Raw genomic sequence first — 18,314 nt, forward strand, 5'->3', positions numbered from 1 at the left:
GAATTCAAGCAGCATGTGGACCGGGTGGCGGCCGAGACGGTGGAGAAATTCGGTTTCTCCTCGCACTATTCCTATGTCGCCCGCGTCGGCCGCGGCCGTCAGATCGAACTCTTTTTCATCGTGCCGAAAAACTGGCCGCCCCGGCGTCTGGAGGAATGGGACGCGATCCGCGACGAGATCGGCGATGCGCTGGGCGGCGAGGGGAGCGACCGCTGGTTGACGATCGTGTTCACGACGGATGAGGAATGGGCGGTTTGATGTTGGAGAGTGATTTTAGCGAAGTCGGCTGGGGGGCGGGCTGGCTGGTTTGAGAGGCGAAACGGCAGATGCAGTCAGCACTCCCGATTTGACTACAATCTGGCGGCCTACAATGTATCATGTTAGAATAGCTTCAGTCCATTTTACGCAACTATATACTCAAAGTGGTGTTAAAATACTCCACGTTAAACCGAGTGGGAACAATTACTTTCGATAATGAAAGACACCAAAAGCCCAAATCCAATCTTCCCGGCTATGTATCAAAAGCCACAGTTTGAGCTTATGCCCACTGACCAATGTGTTGGTGAATTTCCTGATACGCGAATTTTTATAGAAACAATTGAGGCAACCGACGATAGGCTGAATCAAATTGGCTGGATCGGAGCACATGTGCGCGCTTCGGTACCATGGCCAACAAAGCCACATCTCGTAGAGTTTCGAGGCTTCCAGTTGTTTCTCTTGCCAGCTGAAGGATCATTCCTGCCAGCAATTTTTGTCAGAGATTCAACTGGAGCGGATGGTCTTCCTAGATCCGCGATCCTCAGGTTTTTAAGTATATGGAGTTGGATTGAGGGATATGGAATAAAAGTCGAGACTTGGACGGGCGGTTCGCGCCCATTCCGAGCACAAGGGCAAGGTGGAAATGTAATTTCAAACTTTCCTTTGAAGTTTTCCTTTTGGCCAAAAAATCTATCTCGTGAAGCAGAGATAGCTATTGCGCTATTTCGTGAGGCCAAAAGCTTGGACCGTAGTCCATACAGCTTGCTCAGTTATCTCAAAATCATCAATCTCTTGGAAAAAGGAAATAGTGGTCAGCGTAAGGTTATTGCAAAATACCTGAATGAGATATCCGAACCTCGGGCCGTGAGGCGGCTCGATGAACTTGGAACGAACCCAGACGGGATGGCTCTCCCAGACTACATCATGAACGCGTGCCGACACGCAGTTGCGCATGCCAATCTTGATAAAGGTTATGTTTTTGATCCAGATAGCCCCGAAGATATTAGTCGTCTAATCAAAGATGAGCCCATCATTGAGGAACTTGCGAGTCTAGTAATCCGGCGTGAATTTGGCGTTCCCTCTCGGAGTGATAATTGGAAGTCGAAAACGCATTACATATGTGGGGTTATCTGGTGGATTGGAAATACGACCTATCAAAAGATTCTCTGTTCGGACTTTGTGGGGCGAAGTTCTCTTCAACTGCCCAAAATTGTGGACTTATTGGTCGAGGGAAAGCCGCGAAAACAAGCACTCACACGTCTCAAGATGAGGGTGCAGCGCGTCAAGGACGGCATCGCGATTCTGGGATTGTCATCCGAAGACGGGCTACTGTATTTGGAGGCCGCAATCGATTTCAACTCCGGGCGTTTGGTTTTTGACCCGATGTTGGAGCACTTTAATTTGGACGACGGTACTATCCGGGCGGCAGAACGTGCAGCTGAGCTTAATGAATTTTGGGCTGAGGTGTTTTTGAACGGGGTCTGCCAATTGTGGGACTCAGAGAATTCGAGGTTACTTGCCGAGGCAAATGCTTACTTGCCGCTCAATTGCTTCTTCAATGCAGAAGGGCACAATAAGTCAGTAGAAGCGATACAGGCGGAGATAGAAAGGAGACGTCTTATTGCTGCAGAAAGGGTTAATTGAGAGGGACTTCTTTTCTCCGACAAGCCGCCATAATTGTCTGCCGCTTCACGTCAAAGCTATGCAATTTTGCAGTGGATTTGTGCATTCTGGAAATGCTCTTGAGACCTTGAACGTTTGAAATGGGCGCAAAACAGAAGCGCCGCCATTGATGAAGCGCGCCGAATGGGCGTTTCACCCGCGGTAAACGCGAGAGTGGCACAATTGCCGACTACCCTTGACGCCTACACTCCCAACTTCTATTTTCATTATTACGTGAACGTAAAAGTAAAGAGTCAATCATCAGGTTGTCTGACAATTGACTGGCGTGCGACATGTTTTGCCGCTATAGAAGCTCGACAAAGGCGTCCTGCTTTGCGAAGACAGGCGCTGGTGGATGCGGTGTCGCGGATGGTTTTTTGACTGGCGCGGGCGATGCGCCGGGAATGCCGGAAAGCGGATATAACAACAGCCGGATGGGACCGGCGATGCGGAGAGGATGAGATGACGGAAGCGATGGAACTGCCCGAACGCGAAGCGATGGAATTCGACGTTGTGATCGTTGGCGCGGGTCCCGCGGGCCTTGCCGCCGCGATCCGGCTGAAGCAGGTGGAGCCGGAGCTTTCGGTTGTCGTTCTCGAAAAGGGTGCCGAAGTCGGCGCGCATATTCTCTCCGGCGCGGTGGTCGATCCGATCGGCATCGACAGGCTGTTGCCGGGCTGGCGCAAAGAGGAGGGGCATCCCTTCAAGACCGAGGTCAAGGACGACCAATTCATGTTCTTAGGGCCGGCCGGCTCCATTCGCCTGCCGAATTTCATGATGCCGCCGCTGATGAACAATCACGGCAATTACATCGTCTCGCTTGGGCTGGTCTGTCGCTGGCTGGCGGAAAAGGCGGAAGGGCTCGGCGTCGAGATCTATCCGGGCTTTGCCGCGACCGAGGTGCTCTATAATGACGAGGGCGCCGTCATCGGTGTCGCCACCGGCGATATGGGCATCGAGAAGAATGGCGAGCCGGGTCCGAACTTCACCCGCGGCATGGAGCTGCACGGCAAATATGTGCTGATCGGCGAGGGTGTGCGCGGTTCGCTCGCCAAGCAGCTGATTTCCAAATTCGATTTGTCCCGGGATCGCGAGCCGCAGAAATTCGGCATCGGCATCAAGGAACTCTGGCAGGTCAAGCCGGAGAAGCACAAACAGGGTCTTGTGCAGCATTCCTTCGGCTGGCCGCTCGGTTTCAAGACCGGCGGCGGTTCCTTCCTCTATCATCTCGAGGATAATCTCGTCGCCGTCGGCTTCGTGGTGCACCTCAACTACAAGAACCCCTATCTTTATCCCTTCGAGGAGTTCCAGCGCTTCAAGACGCATCCGGCCATCCGCGAGACCTTCGAGGGCGGCAAGCGCATTTCCTATGGTGCGCGCGCCATCACCGAAGGCGGCTATCAGTCGGTGCCGAAGCTCACCTTCCCCGGCGGCGCGCTGATCGGCTGTTCCGCCGGTTTCGTCAATGTGCCGCGTATCAAGGGCAGCCATAATGCGGTGCTGTCGGGCATGCTGGCGGCGGAAAAGATCGCCGCAGCGATTTCCGCCGGCCGCGCCCATGACGAGGTGGCGGAGATCGAAGCCGAATGGCGCGACGGCGATATCGGCAAGGATCTGAAGCGGGTCAGAAACGTCAAGCCGCTGTGGTCGAAGTTCGGAACGCTCATCGGCGTCGGTCTCGGCGGTCTCGACATGTGGACGAACCAGCTGTTCGGCTTCTCCTTCTTCGGCACGCTGAAGCATGGCAAGACGGATGCCGAGAGCCTTGAGCCGGCCGCAAAGCACAAGCCGATCGCCTATCCGAAACCGGATGGTGTGTTGACCTTCGACCGGCTGTCGTCGGTGTTTTTGTCCTCCACCAATCATGAGGAAGACCAGCCGGTGCATCTTCAGGTGAAGGACATGGCGCTGCAAAAACTGTCTGAGCACGATGTCTTTGCCGGCCCTTCGACGCGTTATTGTCCGGCCGGCGTTTACGAATGGGTGGAGAAGGACGGCGAGGAAGTCTACGTCATCAACGCCCAGAACTGCGTGCACTGCAAGACCTGCGACATCAAGGACCCCAACCAGAACATCAACTGGGTGCCGCCGCAGGGCGGCGAGGGGCCGGTTTACGCCAATATGTGATGGCGATTACGGCCGAAGCCTTCTCTTCCGTCATGTTCGGGCCTGTCCCGAGCATCTGTAACGGATTGATTTTACAATACGTGGATAGATCCTCGGGACAGGCCCGAGGATGACGTCGAGCGTGGGAAGGCCCCTCGCAATCACTCTCAGCCATTGTGTCATGCGGCCGGGAGTGACGACATGTGCGGAACGGGCAGACTTCTGATCGAAGGGCTCATTTCACACGACGCAGACGCGCCGTTGCCGGTTGCCGGGTCAAACCCGACATGAGGAAGAGCAGCGTCCACAGCCCGTCTCCCCGTCAGTATTTGTGGATTGCTCTTCGATTTCTTACATATAGGATGTTGGGGTGTTGCATGGTCGCGTGGCCCGTGGATTGTGGTTCAGCGATGCGGTAACGCCTTGAATGTGCATATGGTCCTAAGTGCCGTCGCCCGACGACAGGGAGTGAAGGAATGTCCGGCTTTCAAAGGCTGAATATTGTGCGGAAGACAGGGTTCGTTGCCGGTGTGGCGGCGCTTGCGATGATTGCCGTTTCTTTCAGCGGCGGTCCGCTGGTGGCCGCAAGCTGCCGTACCGACGCCATGGCCGGCATCGACTGGCGCGAATGCAACAAGCGCCTGCTGATGCTGGGCGGCAGCAATCTCGATTCGGCAATGCTTTACGGCACGGATTTCACCTATACCGACCTGCGCGGTTCGTCGCTGAAGGGCGCCAATCTCGAGAAGGCCAAGCTCATCCGCACCGCCCTTGGCGAGGCGAACCTGCAGGGCGCCAATCTGACCAAGGTGGAAGCCTATCGCAGCGATTTTTCCGCCGCTGATGCCACCAACGCCAAATTCGTCAATGCTGAAATGCAGCGAACCAAATTCGAAAACACCAAGCTGGACGGCACGGATTTCACCAAGGCCGAACTCGGCCGCGCCGATTTCGAGGGCGCGACGCTGAACGGCTCGAAATTCTCGCTGACCAATCTGTCACGCGCCCGTTTCGGCGGCGCCAAGCTCGGCGGTCCGGTGGATTTCACCAGCGCATTCCTGCTTCTGACGAGGATCGAAGGACTCGATCTTTCCATGGCCACCGGCCTTGATCAGAAGCAGATCGACATTGCCTGCGGCGACGCCAAGACCAAATTGCCGAACGGCCTCACCGCGCCGGCCTCCTGGCCGTGCCCGGAAGATCCGGACGACGACTGACAGGAATAGCCGCGCGGTCTTGCGCTCGGCCCAAACATCTCCATAAGCGGAAGAGAAGCGTCCGCGATGCGGACGCCTCACCGGCGATCAGAAGCCCGAAAGCACGATCTTGCCCTTGGCCTTGTTGCTCTCGATCAGCGCATGAGCCTTGATCAGATTTGCGGCATTGATGGTGCCGAAAACCTCGGTCAGCGTCGTCTTGATCTTGCCGGCATCGACAAGCCCGGCCACATGGTTGAGCAGCCTGTGCTGCTCAATCATGTCAGGCGTCTGGAAGACGGCGCGGGCGAACATCATTTCCCAATGGATCGATACGCATTTGCGCTTGAAGGCCATGACGTCGAAACCGCCGGCCGGATCGTCGATCAGCGCGAAACGACCCTGCGGCGCAATGGTCGCCACGCTGTCGGCGGCATGAATGTCGCTATGGGTGGTGGAGAAGACAAAGCCCGGCGCACCGAGGCCGAGCGCTTCCACCTGCGGGGCTATCGGCTTGCTGTGATCGATGACGTGATGCGCGCCGAGTTCCTTCACCCACGCAATCGTCTCGGGCCGTGAAGCGGTGGCAATGACGGTGAGGTCGGTCAGCGCCCGCAGAAGCTGAACGGCGATGGAGCCGACGCCGCCCGCGCCGCCGATAACCAGAATGGCGTTGGCCGCGCCCGGAACCGGCTCCTTCACCCGCAGCCGGTCGAACAGCGTCTCGTAAGCGGTGATGGCGGTCAGCGGCAGCGCGGCGGCCTCCTCGAAATTCAGGGATTTCGGCTTTGCGCCGACGATGCGTTCATCGACCAGATGGAACTCGCTGTTGGAGCCGGGGCGGTTGATGACACCGGCGTAAAACACCTCGTCGCCCGGCTTGAACAGCGAGACCTTGTCGCCGACGGCCTTCACCACGCCCGCCGCATCGAAGCCGAGCACGCGGGGTTCGCCGTTTTCCGGCGACTGGTTGCGGCGCACCTTGGTATCGACGGGGTTCACCGAAACGGCCTTCACTTCCACCAGAATATCATGCCCCTTCGCTTCCGGCTGGGGCAGGTCGATATCGACGAGGGCGTCTTTCGCGGTGATGGGCTGGCTGGTCCTGTAACCGATGGCGCGCATGAACAGTCTCCTTTGCTTGTTCGCGTGCCTCTTACTTGATACATATGAACATCGATCGCAAGAATGCACATTTTGTGATGATACATACAAAAAGGATACTGTGATGTCGCGACCGCGCGCCAAGCTCACCGGCAACTTTCCCGGCTGCCCGGTGGAATCGGCCTTAAGTTTCCTCGATGGCAAATGGAAGGGCGTGATCCTCTATCACCTCATCAACGAGGGCACGCTGCGCTTCAACGAGTTGCGCCGCCATATTCCGAGCGTCACCCAGCGCATGCTCACCAAGCAGCTGCGCGAGCTGGAAGAGGCGGGCCTGATTTCCCGCACCGTTTTCCCGGTGGTGCCGCCACGCGTGGATTATGCGCTGACGCCGCTCGGCGAGACGATGATACCGGTGATTTCGGCGCTGAAAAGCTGGGGCGACGCCCATGTCGTGTGCAGGAACGGCGAGAAATATACCCGCCTTCCCGAGGCGAAGGAAAAGGCCGCCTGAAAAATCACGGGTAAAAGCGCACCCCTCCGCGCGCCTTTTTCATGGTGCGATGCAACATGTATTTGCCCCGATTGATGCATAATGCTGCGATCTCGATTCGCAGCAGGGACATCAAGACACATGAGCATCGGTTGGTTGGAGGCCGCATTTCTCGGCTTTTTGCAAGGGCTTACGGAATTTCTTCCGATTTCTTCAAGCGCGCATCTGAGGATCGCCGGGGAGTTCCTGCCCTCCGGCGCGGATCCGGGAGCCGCCTTCACCGCGATTACGCAGATCGGCACCGAAGCGGCCGTGCTGGTCTATTTCTGGTCGGATATCATGCGCATTGCCATCGCCTGGCTCCGGCAGAACTTTCGCCTCGGCGAGTATAACAAGGCCGATGCCCGGCTCGGCTGGCTCATCATCATCGGTTCCGTGCCGATCGTCTTTCTTGGCCTGTTCTTCAAGGACGCCATCGAGCACTCGCTGCGCAACCTTTACATCACCGCCGTGATGCTGATCGTCTTCGGCATCGTTCTCGGCGTTGCCGATAAAATCGGTGAGAAGCGTTACAAGCTGAACCAGCTTATCTGGCGCGATGGCATCCTGTTCGGTTTCGCGCAGGCCATGGCGCTCATCCCCGGCGTCTCGCGCTCGGGCGGCACCATCAGCGCCGGCCTGCTTTTAGGCTACACCCGCGAGGCGGCAGCACGTTATTCCTTCCTGCTCGCCGTTCCCGCTGTCTTCGGCTCCGGCTTTTACCAGCTCTTCAAAAGCATCGGCGAGGACAATCCGGTCGGTTGGGGTCCGACGGGGCTCGCAACCCTGATCGCCTTCGTCGTCGGTTATGCGGTGATCGTCGTGTTCCTCAAGCTCGTCTCCACCAAGAGCTACATGCCCTTCGTCTGGTACCGCGTGGTCATTGGCTTCATCCTGCTGGGGCTTCTGGGAACGGGCGTCATCAGCGCCGGCGGGTGAGGGGTAGCGTTAAAGCCTGTGCTCACCGCAAATGAAAAGGCCCGCTCCTTCGAACGGGCCTCAGCTTATTGACAAGGCTAATCAGGTACTCGACGTCATCCTCGGCCCTGTGCCGAGGATCTAACCAAGTCCAATTCAATCGAGACGTTGCAGATGCTCGGGACAAGCCCGAGCATGACGAAAGAGAGCTTTCCAGACTTAGTCGGCGTCCTAAGGCCCGCTCTTCGGAGCGGGCCTTTCGTCTTTTAGAGCAACGTACCGCTCAAGATCACCAGCGCCACCGAGAAGTAGATGATGAGCCCGCTGACATCCACCAGCGTGGCGACGAAGGGGGCAGAGGCGCTGGCGGGATCGAGCCGCAGGCGCTGCAGCACGAAGGGCAGCATGGAGCCGGCGAGCGAACCGAAGGTGACGATGCCGACGAGGGCCGCGAAAACGGTGGCGCCCACCAGCAGCCAGTGCTCGCCATAGTCATAAAAGCCGGCCTGCTGCCAGAGGCTCAGACGCAGGAAGCCGATGGCGCCCAGAATGCAGCCGAGCGTCAGGCCCGTCGGGATTTCCCGCAGCAGCACTCGCCACCAGTCGGAAAGCTTCAGCTCGCCAAGCGCCAGCGCCCGGATGATGAGCGAGGTGGCCTGCGAACCGGAGTTACCGCCCGAAGACATGATGAGCGGAATGAACAGCGTCAGCACCACGGCCTTTTCCAGCTCGCCCTCGAAATGCTGCATGGCGCTGGCCGTCAACATTTCACCGAGGAAGAGCGCTGCGAGCCAGCCGGCGCGCTTGCGGATCATGTCCGGAAAACCGATCGTCATATAGGGCTTGCCCAGCGCTTCCATACCGCCGAACTTGTGGGCGTCTTCCGTCGTGTCGGCGATCATGGTGTCGATCACGTCGTCAACGGTGACGATGCCGAGAATATGCGAACGGTCATCGACGACGGGAAGCGCCAGCAGGTCGTGCTTGCGGATCAGCCTGGCGACATCCTCCTGCGACATCAGGGGGCTCGCGCAGACGATGCCTTCCTTCGATGCGACGGAGAGGATGGAGGCACCGGCTTCGCCGGTCAAAAGGCGGCGCAGCGTCACGACGGTGGAGAGCGTTCCGTCCTCAGCCAGCACATAGATGGCATAGACCGTTTCACGCGACCGCTCGACGACGCGGATGTGCGAAAGGGTCTGTTCCACCGTCCAATTGTCCGGCACGCTGACGAATTCCGTGGTCATGATCGAGCCGGCAGTACGCGGCGGATAACCCATCAGATGCTGGATGGAGAGCGCCGTCGTGCGGTCCAGCCGGGAAAACAGCTTTGCGCGCGGCTCTTCGGCCATTTCCGCCATGACGTCGGCCACGCGGTCATCGGACATCAGGTTGACGAGGCGGGCGGCCTGTTCGACCGGAATATCGGCGATGATGGCGGCGGCGCCATGCAGTTCGGGCCGGTCGAGAATGGCGACGGCCTTTGCCTGCGGCATGGCGAGGAGGGCGGTTACGGCCTCGGTGACATCCAGCGTGTTGAGGTGCTCGACGCGTTCGGCAATGGTGGTGGAGGAACCGGCGTTTCCGCTACGAAGAAGACGTGCGGCCTTGCTGGCCCTCTGGGAGAGGTTGTGGAAGTTCATGATTGCTCACCTTTCCGTCGATTCGCCGATCACGGCGAACGCGGTGGTGAGCCGACAGCGGTCGGATCAGTTCACGTTCGCCGGTCTCGGCAAAGGCAATCGACTGCTACTGTCGCTAGACATCCAATGATGCTCCGTTGAAATCCGCGCCGTGCCGGTTGGCCTGCGCGTAAGGCCGTGTTGCGCCTGAAACCGAAAAGAGTCAAGCGCCCGATCATGAAATTTATGCAAGGTTCTGCATCGTGGCGAGAGGCGGCGGTGCAGGCTGTAAAAAAGGCGGCTTCAAGCCGCCTTTTCGCGCCGTTCGACGGTGACGGAAACAAGGAAAACGCCAAGCCCGAGAAGGGAAAGAACCGCGCCGACATAACCGGTGGAGGCGTAACCGAAACCCATCGCGATGACGAGGCCGCCGAGCCAGGCGCCGAGCGCATTGGCGATGTTGAAGGCCGAATGGTTGGAGGCGGCGGCGAGCGTCTGCGCATCCTGCGCCACATCCATCAGCCGCGTCTGCACGGCCGGACAGGCGGCGAAACCGCAGCCGATCAGGAAGACGCAGAGGCAGAGCATGAAAGGATTGTCCGCCGTCATGCCGAACACGGTCATGACAAGCACGTTGAAGGCAAGCATGCCGCCAATCGTGCCGTTGAGCGAGATATCGGCCAGCCGCGAGCCGACCACATTGCCGACATTCATGCCGATGCCGAACAGCGCCAGCACCATGGAGACGGTGGAAACCGGCATCATCGCCACATCGGTGGTGGTCTTGGCGATATAGCTGAAGACCGAGAACATGCCGCCGAAGCCGACGGCGGCGATGGCGAGCGTCAGCCACACCTGCACGCGGCGGAAAGCGCCGAGTTCGCGCCATACGCTCGCGCCTTCCTCCACCCGATCACGCGGCTGGAAGAACCAGAGCAGAGCCACCGTCAAAAGCGCGATGCCGCCGACCAGCATGAAGGCCGCGCGCCAGGAAAGCAGCTGACCGAAGAAGGTGGCGAGGGGCGTGCCGAGCAGGGTGGCGATGGTGAGGCCGAGCATGACGCGGCCAACGGCGCGGGCGCGCTTGTGGATCGGCGCCATGGAGGCCGCCACCAGCGCCGCAACCCCGAAATAAGCCCCATGCGGCAGGCCGGTGATGAAGCGCAGAACGGTGAAGCTCAGGAAATCCGGTGCGACGGCGCTCAAGATATTACCGGCCGCAAAAAGCCCCATCAGGCCGAGAAGCAATGTGCGGCGCGTCATGCGCGCGGCGAGAACCGCGATGATCGGCGCGCCGATGACGACGCCGAGCGCATAGGCCGTGATGACATAACCCGCCTGCGGAACGGTGACGCCATAGGTGGTGGCGACGTCGGGAAGCAGGCCCATGATGGCGAATTCGCCGGTGCCGATGCCGAAGCCGCCGGCGGCAAGCGCCAGTTCGATGAGCGCGATGGCAAGCGGGGAGAGGGCCACGGCAGGGGCGGCCGTGTAAACGGTTTCATTCTCCGCGCCAGGGCGGGCTTCGGAAATATTCGACTGGCTCATCGTGACCTGAAAAGCGGGAAGGGCCCACAGAAAAAAGGGCAAGACCGTATGGGAGCGGTCTGCCCTGACTGGAGATGCGCGGTCATGAAAATGACCTTAAGTGATCCCTAACATGAAATGATGCGTTGCGGTAGAGCGATTCTCGGCAAAAGAGCATCTTCACGCGATGGTGTTCGGAACCCTATATAGGGTCAGGCATTTACGCGCGGCTGCCTCACTGGATCGGGTTGGAAACATGAAGCTCATTGCAATTTTCAATCGTGACGGCGGCACGTTTCGCACCACCGACATGGAGGCCTATTGCGACCATGCCCGCGAGGTCTTCACCCGCGCCGGCCACGCCATCGATTGCCGTCTGGTCTCGGGAAAGGATATCGTCGAGGAAATGGAACGCGCCGCCGATGAGCCGGGCATCGAAGGCATCATTGCCGGCGGCGGCGACGGCACGATTTCCGCAGCAGCCGCCATCGCCTGGAAACACGGCATCGCGCTCGGCATCGTTCCGGCCGGCACCATGAACCTCTTCGCCCGCTCGCTGAAGCTGCCGCTCGATATTCGCCAGGCGCTGGAAACGCTGGCGAATGGCGAGATTGCCAGTGTCGACATCGCCAGCGCCAATGGCCGCCTCTTCGTCCACCAGTTTTCCGCGGGCCTGCATTCGCGTATGGTGCGCTATCGCAACAATCTCGCTTTTGCCTCCCGCCTCGGCAAGATCAAGGCGAGCATCCGCGCGGCCATCAGCGTCATCCTCAATCCGCCGGTCTTCGAGGTGGAATATACCGTCAACGGCAAAACGCAGCACCGCAAGGTCTCGGCCATTTCCGTCTCCAACAATGAATTCGGTCAGAGCGCATTGATGGTCGCGGAGAATGTCTCGGGCGGCCATCTCGGCTTTTATCTCGCCGATCCGTTGCGTCCTTCCGGTGTCGCGAAACTCGCTTTTGATATTCTGCGCGGCAGGCTGAAGGAAAACGCCGCCGTGACCGCCATGACGGTGACGGATGTGGAACTGCATTTTCCGAAGAAACGCCATGACCTGCGCTGCGTCATCGATGGCGAATTGCTGCCGATGGAGCGGGATGTGGCGCTGGAGGTTCACGCCGGCGAATTGAAGGTGCTGGTGGGTCGGTCGTTTTTCGCATAGTGCAACTGACTGCGAATTGGCGGTTGCCGCTTGTTTCTTCTCCTCGAGGGGGAGAAGTCCGCGGCAGCGGGATGAGGGGGCAAGCGTCGAGATATTCGGAGAGCTAGCCCCCTCATCCGACCCTTCGGGCCACCTTCTCCCCCTCGGGGAGAAGAAACCCAGCCGCCTCCGTTCGTCCAAGCCGCCCCCTAAAAAACGCCAGCCTTGCCAAATCGGAGCCGCCCGGCCATGTTCGGCAGGCGCGGTGGCGTGAGCGCCGTCGCCTTTATGGGAGTGCGATCTGTCATGAATGAAGTCTCCAAGCCGATGTCCAATCTCGCCGCCATCGATGCCGCCCATCACCTCCACCCCTTCTCCGACATGGGCAAGCTGAATGCCGCCGGCACCCGCATCATCGAGCGCGCGGAAGGGGTGTTCATCTATGACAGCACCGGCAAGAAATATCTCGACGCCTTTGCCGGCCTCTGGTGCGTGAATATCGGTTACGGACGCCGCGAGATCGCCGATGTCGTTCAGAGGCAGATGAACGAGCTGCCCTATTACAACGCCTTTTTCGGCACCACCACGCCGCCTGCGACGCTTCTGGCGCAGAAGATCGCCTCGCGCGCCGGGCCGAAGATGAATCATGTGTTCTTCACCAATTCCGGTTCGGAAGCCACCGACACCTGGTTCCGCATGGCGCGCGTTTACTGGAAGGCGCTCGGCCATCCGACGAAAACCAAGGTGATTGCCCGCCGCAACGGCTATCACGGCTCGACGGTGGCCGGTGCATCGCTCGGCGGCATGAAATGGATGCACGAGCAGGGGAACCTGCCGATCGAGGGCGTGGCCCATATCGGCCAGCCCTATTGGTATGCCGAGGGCGGCGATCTTTCGCCTGCGGAATTCGGCCTGAAGGTGGCGCGCGAACTGGAAGCGAAGATCGATGAACTCGGCGAGGAAAATGTCGCCGCTTTCGTGGCCGAACCCATTCAGGGCGCGGGCGGTGTCATCGTGCCGCCGGAAACCTACTGGCCGGAAATCGCCCGCATCTGCAAGGCGCGCAACATCCTGCTCGTCTCGGATGAGGTGATCTGCGGTTTCGGCCGTCTCGGCTCCTGGTTCGGTTATCAGCATTTCGGCGTGGAGCCGGATTTTGCGCCCGTCGCCAAGGGCCTGTCTTCCGGTTATCTGCCGATTGGCGGCGTCATCGTTTCGGATCGGGTGGCGGAGGTGATGTTGTCTGAGGTCGGTGACTTCAACCACGGTTTCACCTATTCCGGCCACCCAGTCTGCGCCGCCGCTGCCCTCGAAAACATCCGCATCATCGAGGAGGAGGGGCTGGTGGAACGGGTGCGCGACGATATCGGCCCTTATTTCTCCGAGGGCTGGAAAAGCCTTGTTGGTCACGAACTGGTCGGCGAGGCGGTGAATGTCGGCCTGATGGGCGGCCTGCAGATAACGGCCGACAAGGCGACGCGCCGGCGTTTCGCCAAGCCGGACGACATCGGAACCGCGGTGCGCAACCATTGCCTGGCAGATGGCCTTGTGATGCGCGCCACCGGCGACCGCATGCTGGCCTCACCGGCGCTGACGATCAGCCGCTCTGAAGTGGATGAGATCATAGAAACGCTACGCAAGGGGCTCGACCACCTGTGCGATACGCGGGAGCATTTCCAGTAAAACTGCGTAGCGGTTTTACGTCCGGAAAATGCGACAAAAAACTCTTAGGGAGGACTAACATGGCAGGACAGGAACATCATTACGCCGTTCAGGTGAAATGGACGGGCAATCGCGGCAAGGGGACTTCGGGTTATCGCGACTATGAACGCGACTACACGATTTCCACTTCGGGAAAGGCTGACATCGCCGGCTCCTCCGACCCCGCCTTCCGCGGCGATCCCTCCCGCTGGAACCCGGAAGACCTGCTGGTCGCCTCTCTCTCGGCCTGCCACAAGCTGTGGTACCTGCATTTCTGCTCGGTCAATGGCATCATCGTCGAAGACTATGTTGATAATGCCGAAGGCACGCTGGTGATGGAAAAGGACGGCGCCGGGCAATTCAGCGAAGTGGTGCTGAAACCGGTCATCACCATTTCGAAAGGCGATCCGGCCAGAGCAGATGAGCTGCACCATGATGCGCACGAGAAGTGCTTCATCGCACGCTCGGTGAATTTCCCCATCCGCGTTGACGGGACGGTGAAGGTGGTTTGAGGCGGATGTGGCGCGCGATCCGCGCGAGCGGACCGCGGCGGGCGACTTCGCAAAGAGCATCTCCAGTAAAAATGCGTAGCGGTCTTACTGGAGGTGCGTAAAAATAAAGAGATGGAGCGCTTCCAAAGATCTCGTTTTTGCCTGAAGCACTATAGGCTCAGGCATAATCGTTGCTGTCCGCTAAATGCGCTATTTTGCTATGGTCGTCTGTTTTCTCCCCGTCATTCCGGCCTTGAGCCGGAATCCAGTCAGCCCAAGTCCTTGGGCTGAAAAGACTCTTCTCGCCGCGCAGACGCGCGTCGGCTGGATTCCGGCTCAAGGCCGGAATGACGGAGGTTATGTTCTTTGATGGCAATGAGAGCATTGAGTGCGTTGATTAGGACTCATCCGTTCTCCAGCTATCGCGGATTCCACTGAGATTGCCTTGCCGGCCGACGCCTCGTAGCTCCCGGTGTCTCCGGATAAATTCCCTCAAGGCCTCTTCAGCCGCCGCTTCAGCGCTGGAGAGACCGGTAATTTCCATGACCTCTGCGATCAGCTCGTCATCAAGGTCGATAGTCACACGCATTTCGACGCCTCAAGGTGAATGAACCAACATCAGCACCTTGAGGGCGAAGATGCGCGATCTTACTGGAACGCCGTCTCGTAAAAGCTTCTGAGCTTGCGCGAATGCAACGTTTCCGTCGGCATGGCGGCGAGCTTCTGCACGGCGCGGATGCCGATCTGCAGATGTTGGGCGACCTGGGTGCGGTAGAACTCCGTCGCCATGCCGGGCAGTTTCAGTTCGCCATGCAGCGGCTTGTCGGAAACGCAGAGCAGGGTGCCGTAGGGCACGCGGAAGCGGAAGCCGTTGGCGGCGATGGTGGCCGATTCCATGTCGAGCGCTATGGCGCGGGACTGCGACAGGCGCTTGACGGGGCCGGCCTGATCGCGAAGTTCCCAGTTTCGGTTGTCGATGGTGGCGACGGTGCCGGTGCGCATGATGCGCTTCAACTCGAAGCCTTCGTAACCGGTGACTTCCGCCACGGCGCCTTCCAGCGCCACTTGCACTTCGGCCAGAGCCGGGATCGGCACCCAGACGGGCAGGTCGTCATCAAGCACGTGATCTTCGCGCACATAGGCATGCGCCAGAACATAATCGCCAAGCCGCTGGCTGTTGCGCAGGCCGGCGCAGTGGCCAACCATCAGCCAGGCATGCGGGCGCAGCACGGCGATATGGTCGGTGATCGTCTTGGCGTTGGAGGGGCCGACGCCGATATTGACGAGCGTGATGCCGGCATGGCCCTTCTTCTTCAGGTGATAGGCGGGCATCTGCGGCAGGCGCGCGAGCATGGCATCCGTTTCCGGCTTGTCGCAACCGGCGGGGGTGACGATATTGCCCGGCTCCACGAAAGCCGTGTAACCCTCGCCGCCATTCTTCATCAACTGCCGCGCCCATGCGGCGAATTCATCGATATAGAACTGGTAGTTGGTGAACAGCACGAAGTTCTGGAAATGGCTGGCGCTGGTCGCCGTATAGTGGCTGAGGCGGGCCAGCGAATAATCGATGCGCTGCGCGGTAAAGGGGGCGAGCGGCGCGGGCTCGCCCGGCACCTGGTCATATTCGCCATTGGCGATGAGGTCGTCGGTATTGTTGAGGTCGGGCGTATCGAAGAGATCGCGCAGCGGCACGTCGGACAGCGATGAGGCCGCCGCCGCCTCGACATAGGCGCCTTCGCCGAAAGCGAAATGTAGTGGAATGGGCGTCGCCGATTCCGAAACCGTGACCGGAACGCCGTGGTTCTTCATCAGAAGCCCCAGCTGTTCCTTGAGGTAATGGCGGAAAAGCTCCGGCCGGGTGATGGTCGTCGTGTAAACGCCGGGGGCGGTGACATGGCCGTAGGAGAGACGCGAATCGACATGGCCGAAGGTGGCGGTCTCAAGGCTCACCTGCGGATAGCAGGCGCGGTAGCGCCCGGCAATCGGCGCGCCCTTGGCCAGTTCGGTGAAGGAATTGATCAGGAACGCCGTATTGCGTTCGTAAAGCGCGTTCAAAGCCGCCACGGCTTCTTTCGGGTCCGTGAATGTCTGCGGCGCGAAAGGCTCAGGAGTGACGAAGGTGAGGGGCGGAATCGTTGGTTTTGCTATTGTCATGGCCCATTATAAGAGGGCAATTTCGACAGGCAAGCGACAGAAATACGAAGAAACTGAAAAGAAACGCAAAAAGGCAGTTCGAATAACAGCGGGCCTGTGGAAATTTCAGCCGAGCGCGCCACGCTGCAGGCTCATCAAAAGCACGAAGCCGGCGCCCTTGGAGGCGGGGCGGGGATCGGCCTTGTAAACCGCAAGTCCGGCGACCGGACCGAGAAAGATCGAGGCCATCAGCACCAGCCGTAGCGCGGAAAACAGGCCGTTGGAAAAACTTGTCGTCATCGGCCTGTCCTCACAACACGACGGGGCAATTGGCGGCGGGCGAGGGGCTATGCTGGCAGGCGATTGCCGCGCCCGCATTCACCCGCTGGAAACTGCGGTTCGGATTAACGACGAGCGAGGCGAAGGACATGGCGAAGATCGCCATGAGAAACGCGAAGATTGCCAGTCGGCTGATCAGCTTTGCCATGTCCATTCCCCTTATTGGAGTTGATGGACAGAGTTTTGCCACACTCGGACTGAACGGACCCTGAGGCCCCGGTTCATATGGCATTCAGGGATGTTAACGGGCGGTGACATGACAGATTGATGCCGCAATGGCGCCAGGCATCTCGCGGGCCACCCGCTTTTCGATCAGGACAGAGGGGCTTCCGCACGTGCTGCAAGATCGGTCAGCAGGGTCTCGAATGCCTGAGGCTGCGTCACATCGACAACCGGTAAGCGGTGCTCCTGCGCGGATGCCAGCATGTCCGTGTTTTCCCGCAACGAACGCTCGATGAAGGCGCCGATGATCCGCCGCTTCTCAGCCGTTGCCTCTTCATAGCGGGCGTGAGAGCGCATTCTCTCGAGAAGAAAATCATTGCCGGCATGGAGAAAGACACCGGCTACGCTGCCGCCGAGCAGGGGCGAAATGAATTCCGGCCGCAACGCCGCGCCCTCGAAGATTGTGGAACCGCCGGCGCCGGACCTGCTGTCGATCATCGTGCGGATCAGCGGCCAGATGTTCTGATGATGTATCTTCAGGAACCAGTGGATCGTTTCCGCCGAGAGCCGTGCGTAATATTCTTCCACCGGTGCCGGAATGCCCGGCCATGGCCTGCCCGGATGGCGGGCGAGACTGTCGGTCGATATTGCCTCGCAGCGCAGCCTTTCGCTCAGCAGGCCGGCAAGGGTGCTTTTGCCGACATGCGAGGTGCCCGCAATCAGGATTGTCGAAAGGGTGGGGCGCATGCATCGCTCTCGTTGGTGTTGGGCGCAACGATACATCAAGGGATATATGGCTTCCATGCGGCGTGCGCCCGCAGTCTCGGACGCAATCCTTGGCAGCGCACGGTGCCGTCAGGCACGGGACCGCAGGCGGCAGGACAGAAGCCCGCCCGCCGCCCTGTCGATTACAGCCGCGTCCAGGTCTGCGATTTGCACAGAACCTTCAGCACGCAGCCCTTCATGCTCAGCGAGTTGCCGGAAACGGTGCCGGAGCCGCTATAGGTCTTGTCATTGGCGGGATCGGTGATTTCACCCGAATAGCTGTTTCCCTTGCCGGAAAGCTTGCCGATCTGTTTTCCGGCGTGTTTGCCGGTCTTCAGCGTCACACAGAAGGCGCCGCCGCAGGGGCCGATCACGGCGGTTTCGCCACTGGCGGTCTTCCAGTTGCCTTCGATTGCCTCGGCGGCGAAGGCAAGGTTGCCGCTCAGCATGAGGGCGGCGGCAATCGTCATTATACGCTTCATAAAATTCCTCCCGAAATTCGCGCAGGCTTTCTCGAGCCGGCGGCCCAAAGACGCGATGCGCCGATCAAACCCTTTTGGCGTGCGAATGCGCCATCTCTGGCCCAAGCCGCCTGCGGCGCAACGATTGCTCCTTGCACCGCGCTATCCTGTGCCCGTTTCATCCTCATGACGG

The 18,314-nt window shown here is 59.5% G+C and carries 17 protein-coding genes and 1 pseudogene; 9 read left to right on the forward strand and 9 right to left on the reverse strand.

Annotated elements, in window-relative coordinates; translation table 11 throughout:
* The 4 genes and pseudogenes from L904_RS19665 to L904_RS19680 form a co-directional block, all read left to right on the forward strand.
* Positions 1–258, forward strand: a pseudogene (locus tag L904_RS19665) (cation transporter); the annotation flags it as partial.
* A 216-nt stretch (positions 259–474) separates the two neighbouring features.
* Positions 475–1,902, forward strand: coding sequence for a methylamine utilization protein MauJ (gene mauJ, locus L904_RS19670; RefSeq protein ID WP_155246234.1), 1,428 nt, complete (start codon positions 475–477; stop codon positions 1,900–1,902).
* Between the two features lie 480 nt (positions 1,903–2,382).
* Positions 2,383–4,047, forward strand: coding sequence for an electron transfer flavoprotein-ubiquinone oxidoreductase (locus L904_RS19675; protein ID WP_020808662.1), 1,665 nt, complete (start codon positions 2,383–2,385; stop codon positions 4,045–4,047).
* Positions 4,048–4,502: 455 nt separating this feature from the next.
* Positions 4,503–5,243: a pentapeptide repeat-containing protein gene (locus L904_RS19680; protein WP_020808663.1), complete on the forward strand. Its 741-nt coding sequence runs from the start codon at positions 4,503–4,505 to the stop codon at positions 5,241–5,243.
* 87 nt (positions 5,244–5,330) lie between these two features.
* Here L904_RS19680 and L904_RS19685 read toward each other — a convergent pair whose 3' ends face one another.
* Positions 5,331–6,347, reverse strand: coding sequence for a zinc-binding alcohol dehydrogenase family protein (locus tag L904_RS19685; protein ID WP_020808664.1), 1,017 nt, complete (start codon positions 6,345–6,347; stop codon positions 5,331–5,333).
* A 103-nt stretch (positions 6,348–6,450) separates the two neighbouring features.
* Here L904_RS19685 and L904_RS19690 point away from each other — a divergent pair, with 103 nt between their 5' ends.
* Both L904_RS19690 and L904_RS19695 read left to right on the forward strand, forming a co-directional pair.
* Complete coding sequence (locus L904_RS19690; RefSeq protein WP_003524094.1) at positions 6,451–6,840, forward strand: helix-turn-helix domain-containing protein; 390 nt, start codon at positions 6,451–6,453, stop codon at positions 6,838–6,840.
* 120 nt (positions 6,841–6,960) lie between these two features.
* Positions 6,961–7,797, forward strand: a complete 837-nt coding sequence (locus L904_RS19695; protein ID WP_020808665.1) for an undecaprenyl-diphosphate phosphatase — start codon at positions 6,961–6,963, stop codon at positions 7,795–7,797.
* A 245-nt stretch (positions 7,798–8,042) separates the two neighbouring features.
* Here the strand turns inward: L904_RS19695 and mgtE are convergent, their stop codons facing one another.
* Entirely contained in the window at positions 8,043–9,419 is a 1,377-nt protein-coding gene (gene mgtE / locus L904_RS19700) for a magnesium transporter (protein ID WP_020808666.1), read from the reverse strand.
* 282 nt (positions 9,420–9,701) lie between these two features.
* On the reverse strand, positions 9,702–10,946 hold the full coding sequence (locus tag L904_RS19705) for an MFS transporter (RefSeq protein ID WP_051671853.1): 1,245 nt from the start codon (positions 10,944–10,946) through the stop codon (positions 9,702–9,704).
* A gap of 235 nt (positions 10,947–11,181) precedes the next feature.
* Between L904_RS19705 and L904_RS19710 the strand changes: the two genes are divergently transcribed.
* The 3 genes from L904_RS19710 (at position 11,182) to L904_RS19720 (ending at position 14,282) form a co-directional block, all read left to right on the forward strand.
* Positions 11,182–12,090, forward strand: coding sequence for a diacylglycerol kinase family protein (locus L904_RS19710; protein ID WP_035260716.1), 909 nt, complete (start codon positions 11,182–11,184; stop codon positions 12,088–12,090).
* A 285-nt stretch (positions 12,091–12,375) separates the two neighbouring features.
* On the forward strand, positions 12,376–13,752 hold the full coding sequence (locus tag L904_RS19715; protein ID WP_035262203.1) for an aspartate aminotransferase family protein: 1,377 nt from the start codon (positions 12,376–12,378) through the stop codon (positions 13,750–13,752).
* Positions 13,753–13,811: 59 nt separating this feature from the next.
* On the forward strand, positions 13,812–14,282 hold the full coding sequence (locus tag L904_RS19720; RefSeq protein WP_020809507.1) for an OsmC family protein: 471 nt from the start codon (positions 13,812–13,814) through the stop codon (positions 14,280–14,282).
* A gap of 376 nt (positions 14,283–14,658) precedes the next feature.
* On the opposite strand, the gene L904_RS19730 is transcribed toward L904_RS19720, so the two are convergent.
* The 6 genes from L904_RS19730 to L904_RS19750 all read right to left on the reverse strand — a co-directional run bounded on the left by L904_RS19730 (position 14,659) and on the right by L904_RS19750 (position 18,142).
* Complete coding sequence (locus tag L904_RS19730; protein ID WP_020809509.1) at positions 14,659–14,850, reverse strand: type II toxin-antitoxin system VapB family antitoxin; 192 nt, start codon at positions 14,848–14,850, stop codon at positions 14,659–14,661.
* A gap of 59 nt (positions 14,851–14,909) precedes the next feature.
* Positions 14,910–16,415 carry an AMP nucleosidase gene (amn, locus tag L904_RS19735; protein WP_020809510.1) on the reverse strand — a complete coding sequence of 502 codons (1,506 nt, stop codon included), beginning with the start codon at positions 16,413–16,415 and terminating at the stop codon, positions 14,910–14,912.
* Between the two features lie 105 nt (positions 16,416–16,520).
* Entirely contained in the window at positions 16,521–16,694 is a 174-nt protein-coding gene (locus tag L904_RS28210; protein WP_003509979.1) for a hypothetical protein, read from the reverse strand.
* Positions 16,695–16,704: 10 nt separating this feature from the next.
* Positions 16,705–16,887 (reverse strand): hypothetical protein, encoded by a 183-nt coding sequence (locus L904_RS28215; protein ID WP_020809511.1) that lies wholly within the window; start codon positions 16,885–16,887, stop codon positions 16,705–16,707.
* Positions 16,888–17,045: 158 nt separating this feature from the next.
* Positions 17,046–17,642 carry an AAA family ATPase gene (locus L904_RS19745; protein WP_020809512.1) on the reverse strand — a complete coding sequence of 199 codons (597 nt, stop codon included), beginning with the start codon at positions 17,640–17,642 and terminating at the stop codon, positions 17,046–17,048.
* A 161-nt stretch (positions 17,643–17,803) separates the two neighbouring features.
* Complete coding sequence (locus tag L904_RS19750) at positions 17,804–18,142, reverse strand: DUF2147 domain-containing protein (protein ID WP_003524108.1); 339 nt, start codon at positions 18,140–18,142, stop codon at positions 17,804–17,806.
* Positions 18,143–18,314 lie beyond the last annotated feature (172 nt).

Source organism: Agrobacterium sp. LY4, from assembly GCF_001526585.1.
In the GTDB taxonomy this organism is placed as follows: Bacteria; Pseudomonadota; Alphaproteobacteria; order Rhizobiales; family Rhizobiaceae; genus Agrobacterium; species Agrobacterium leguminum.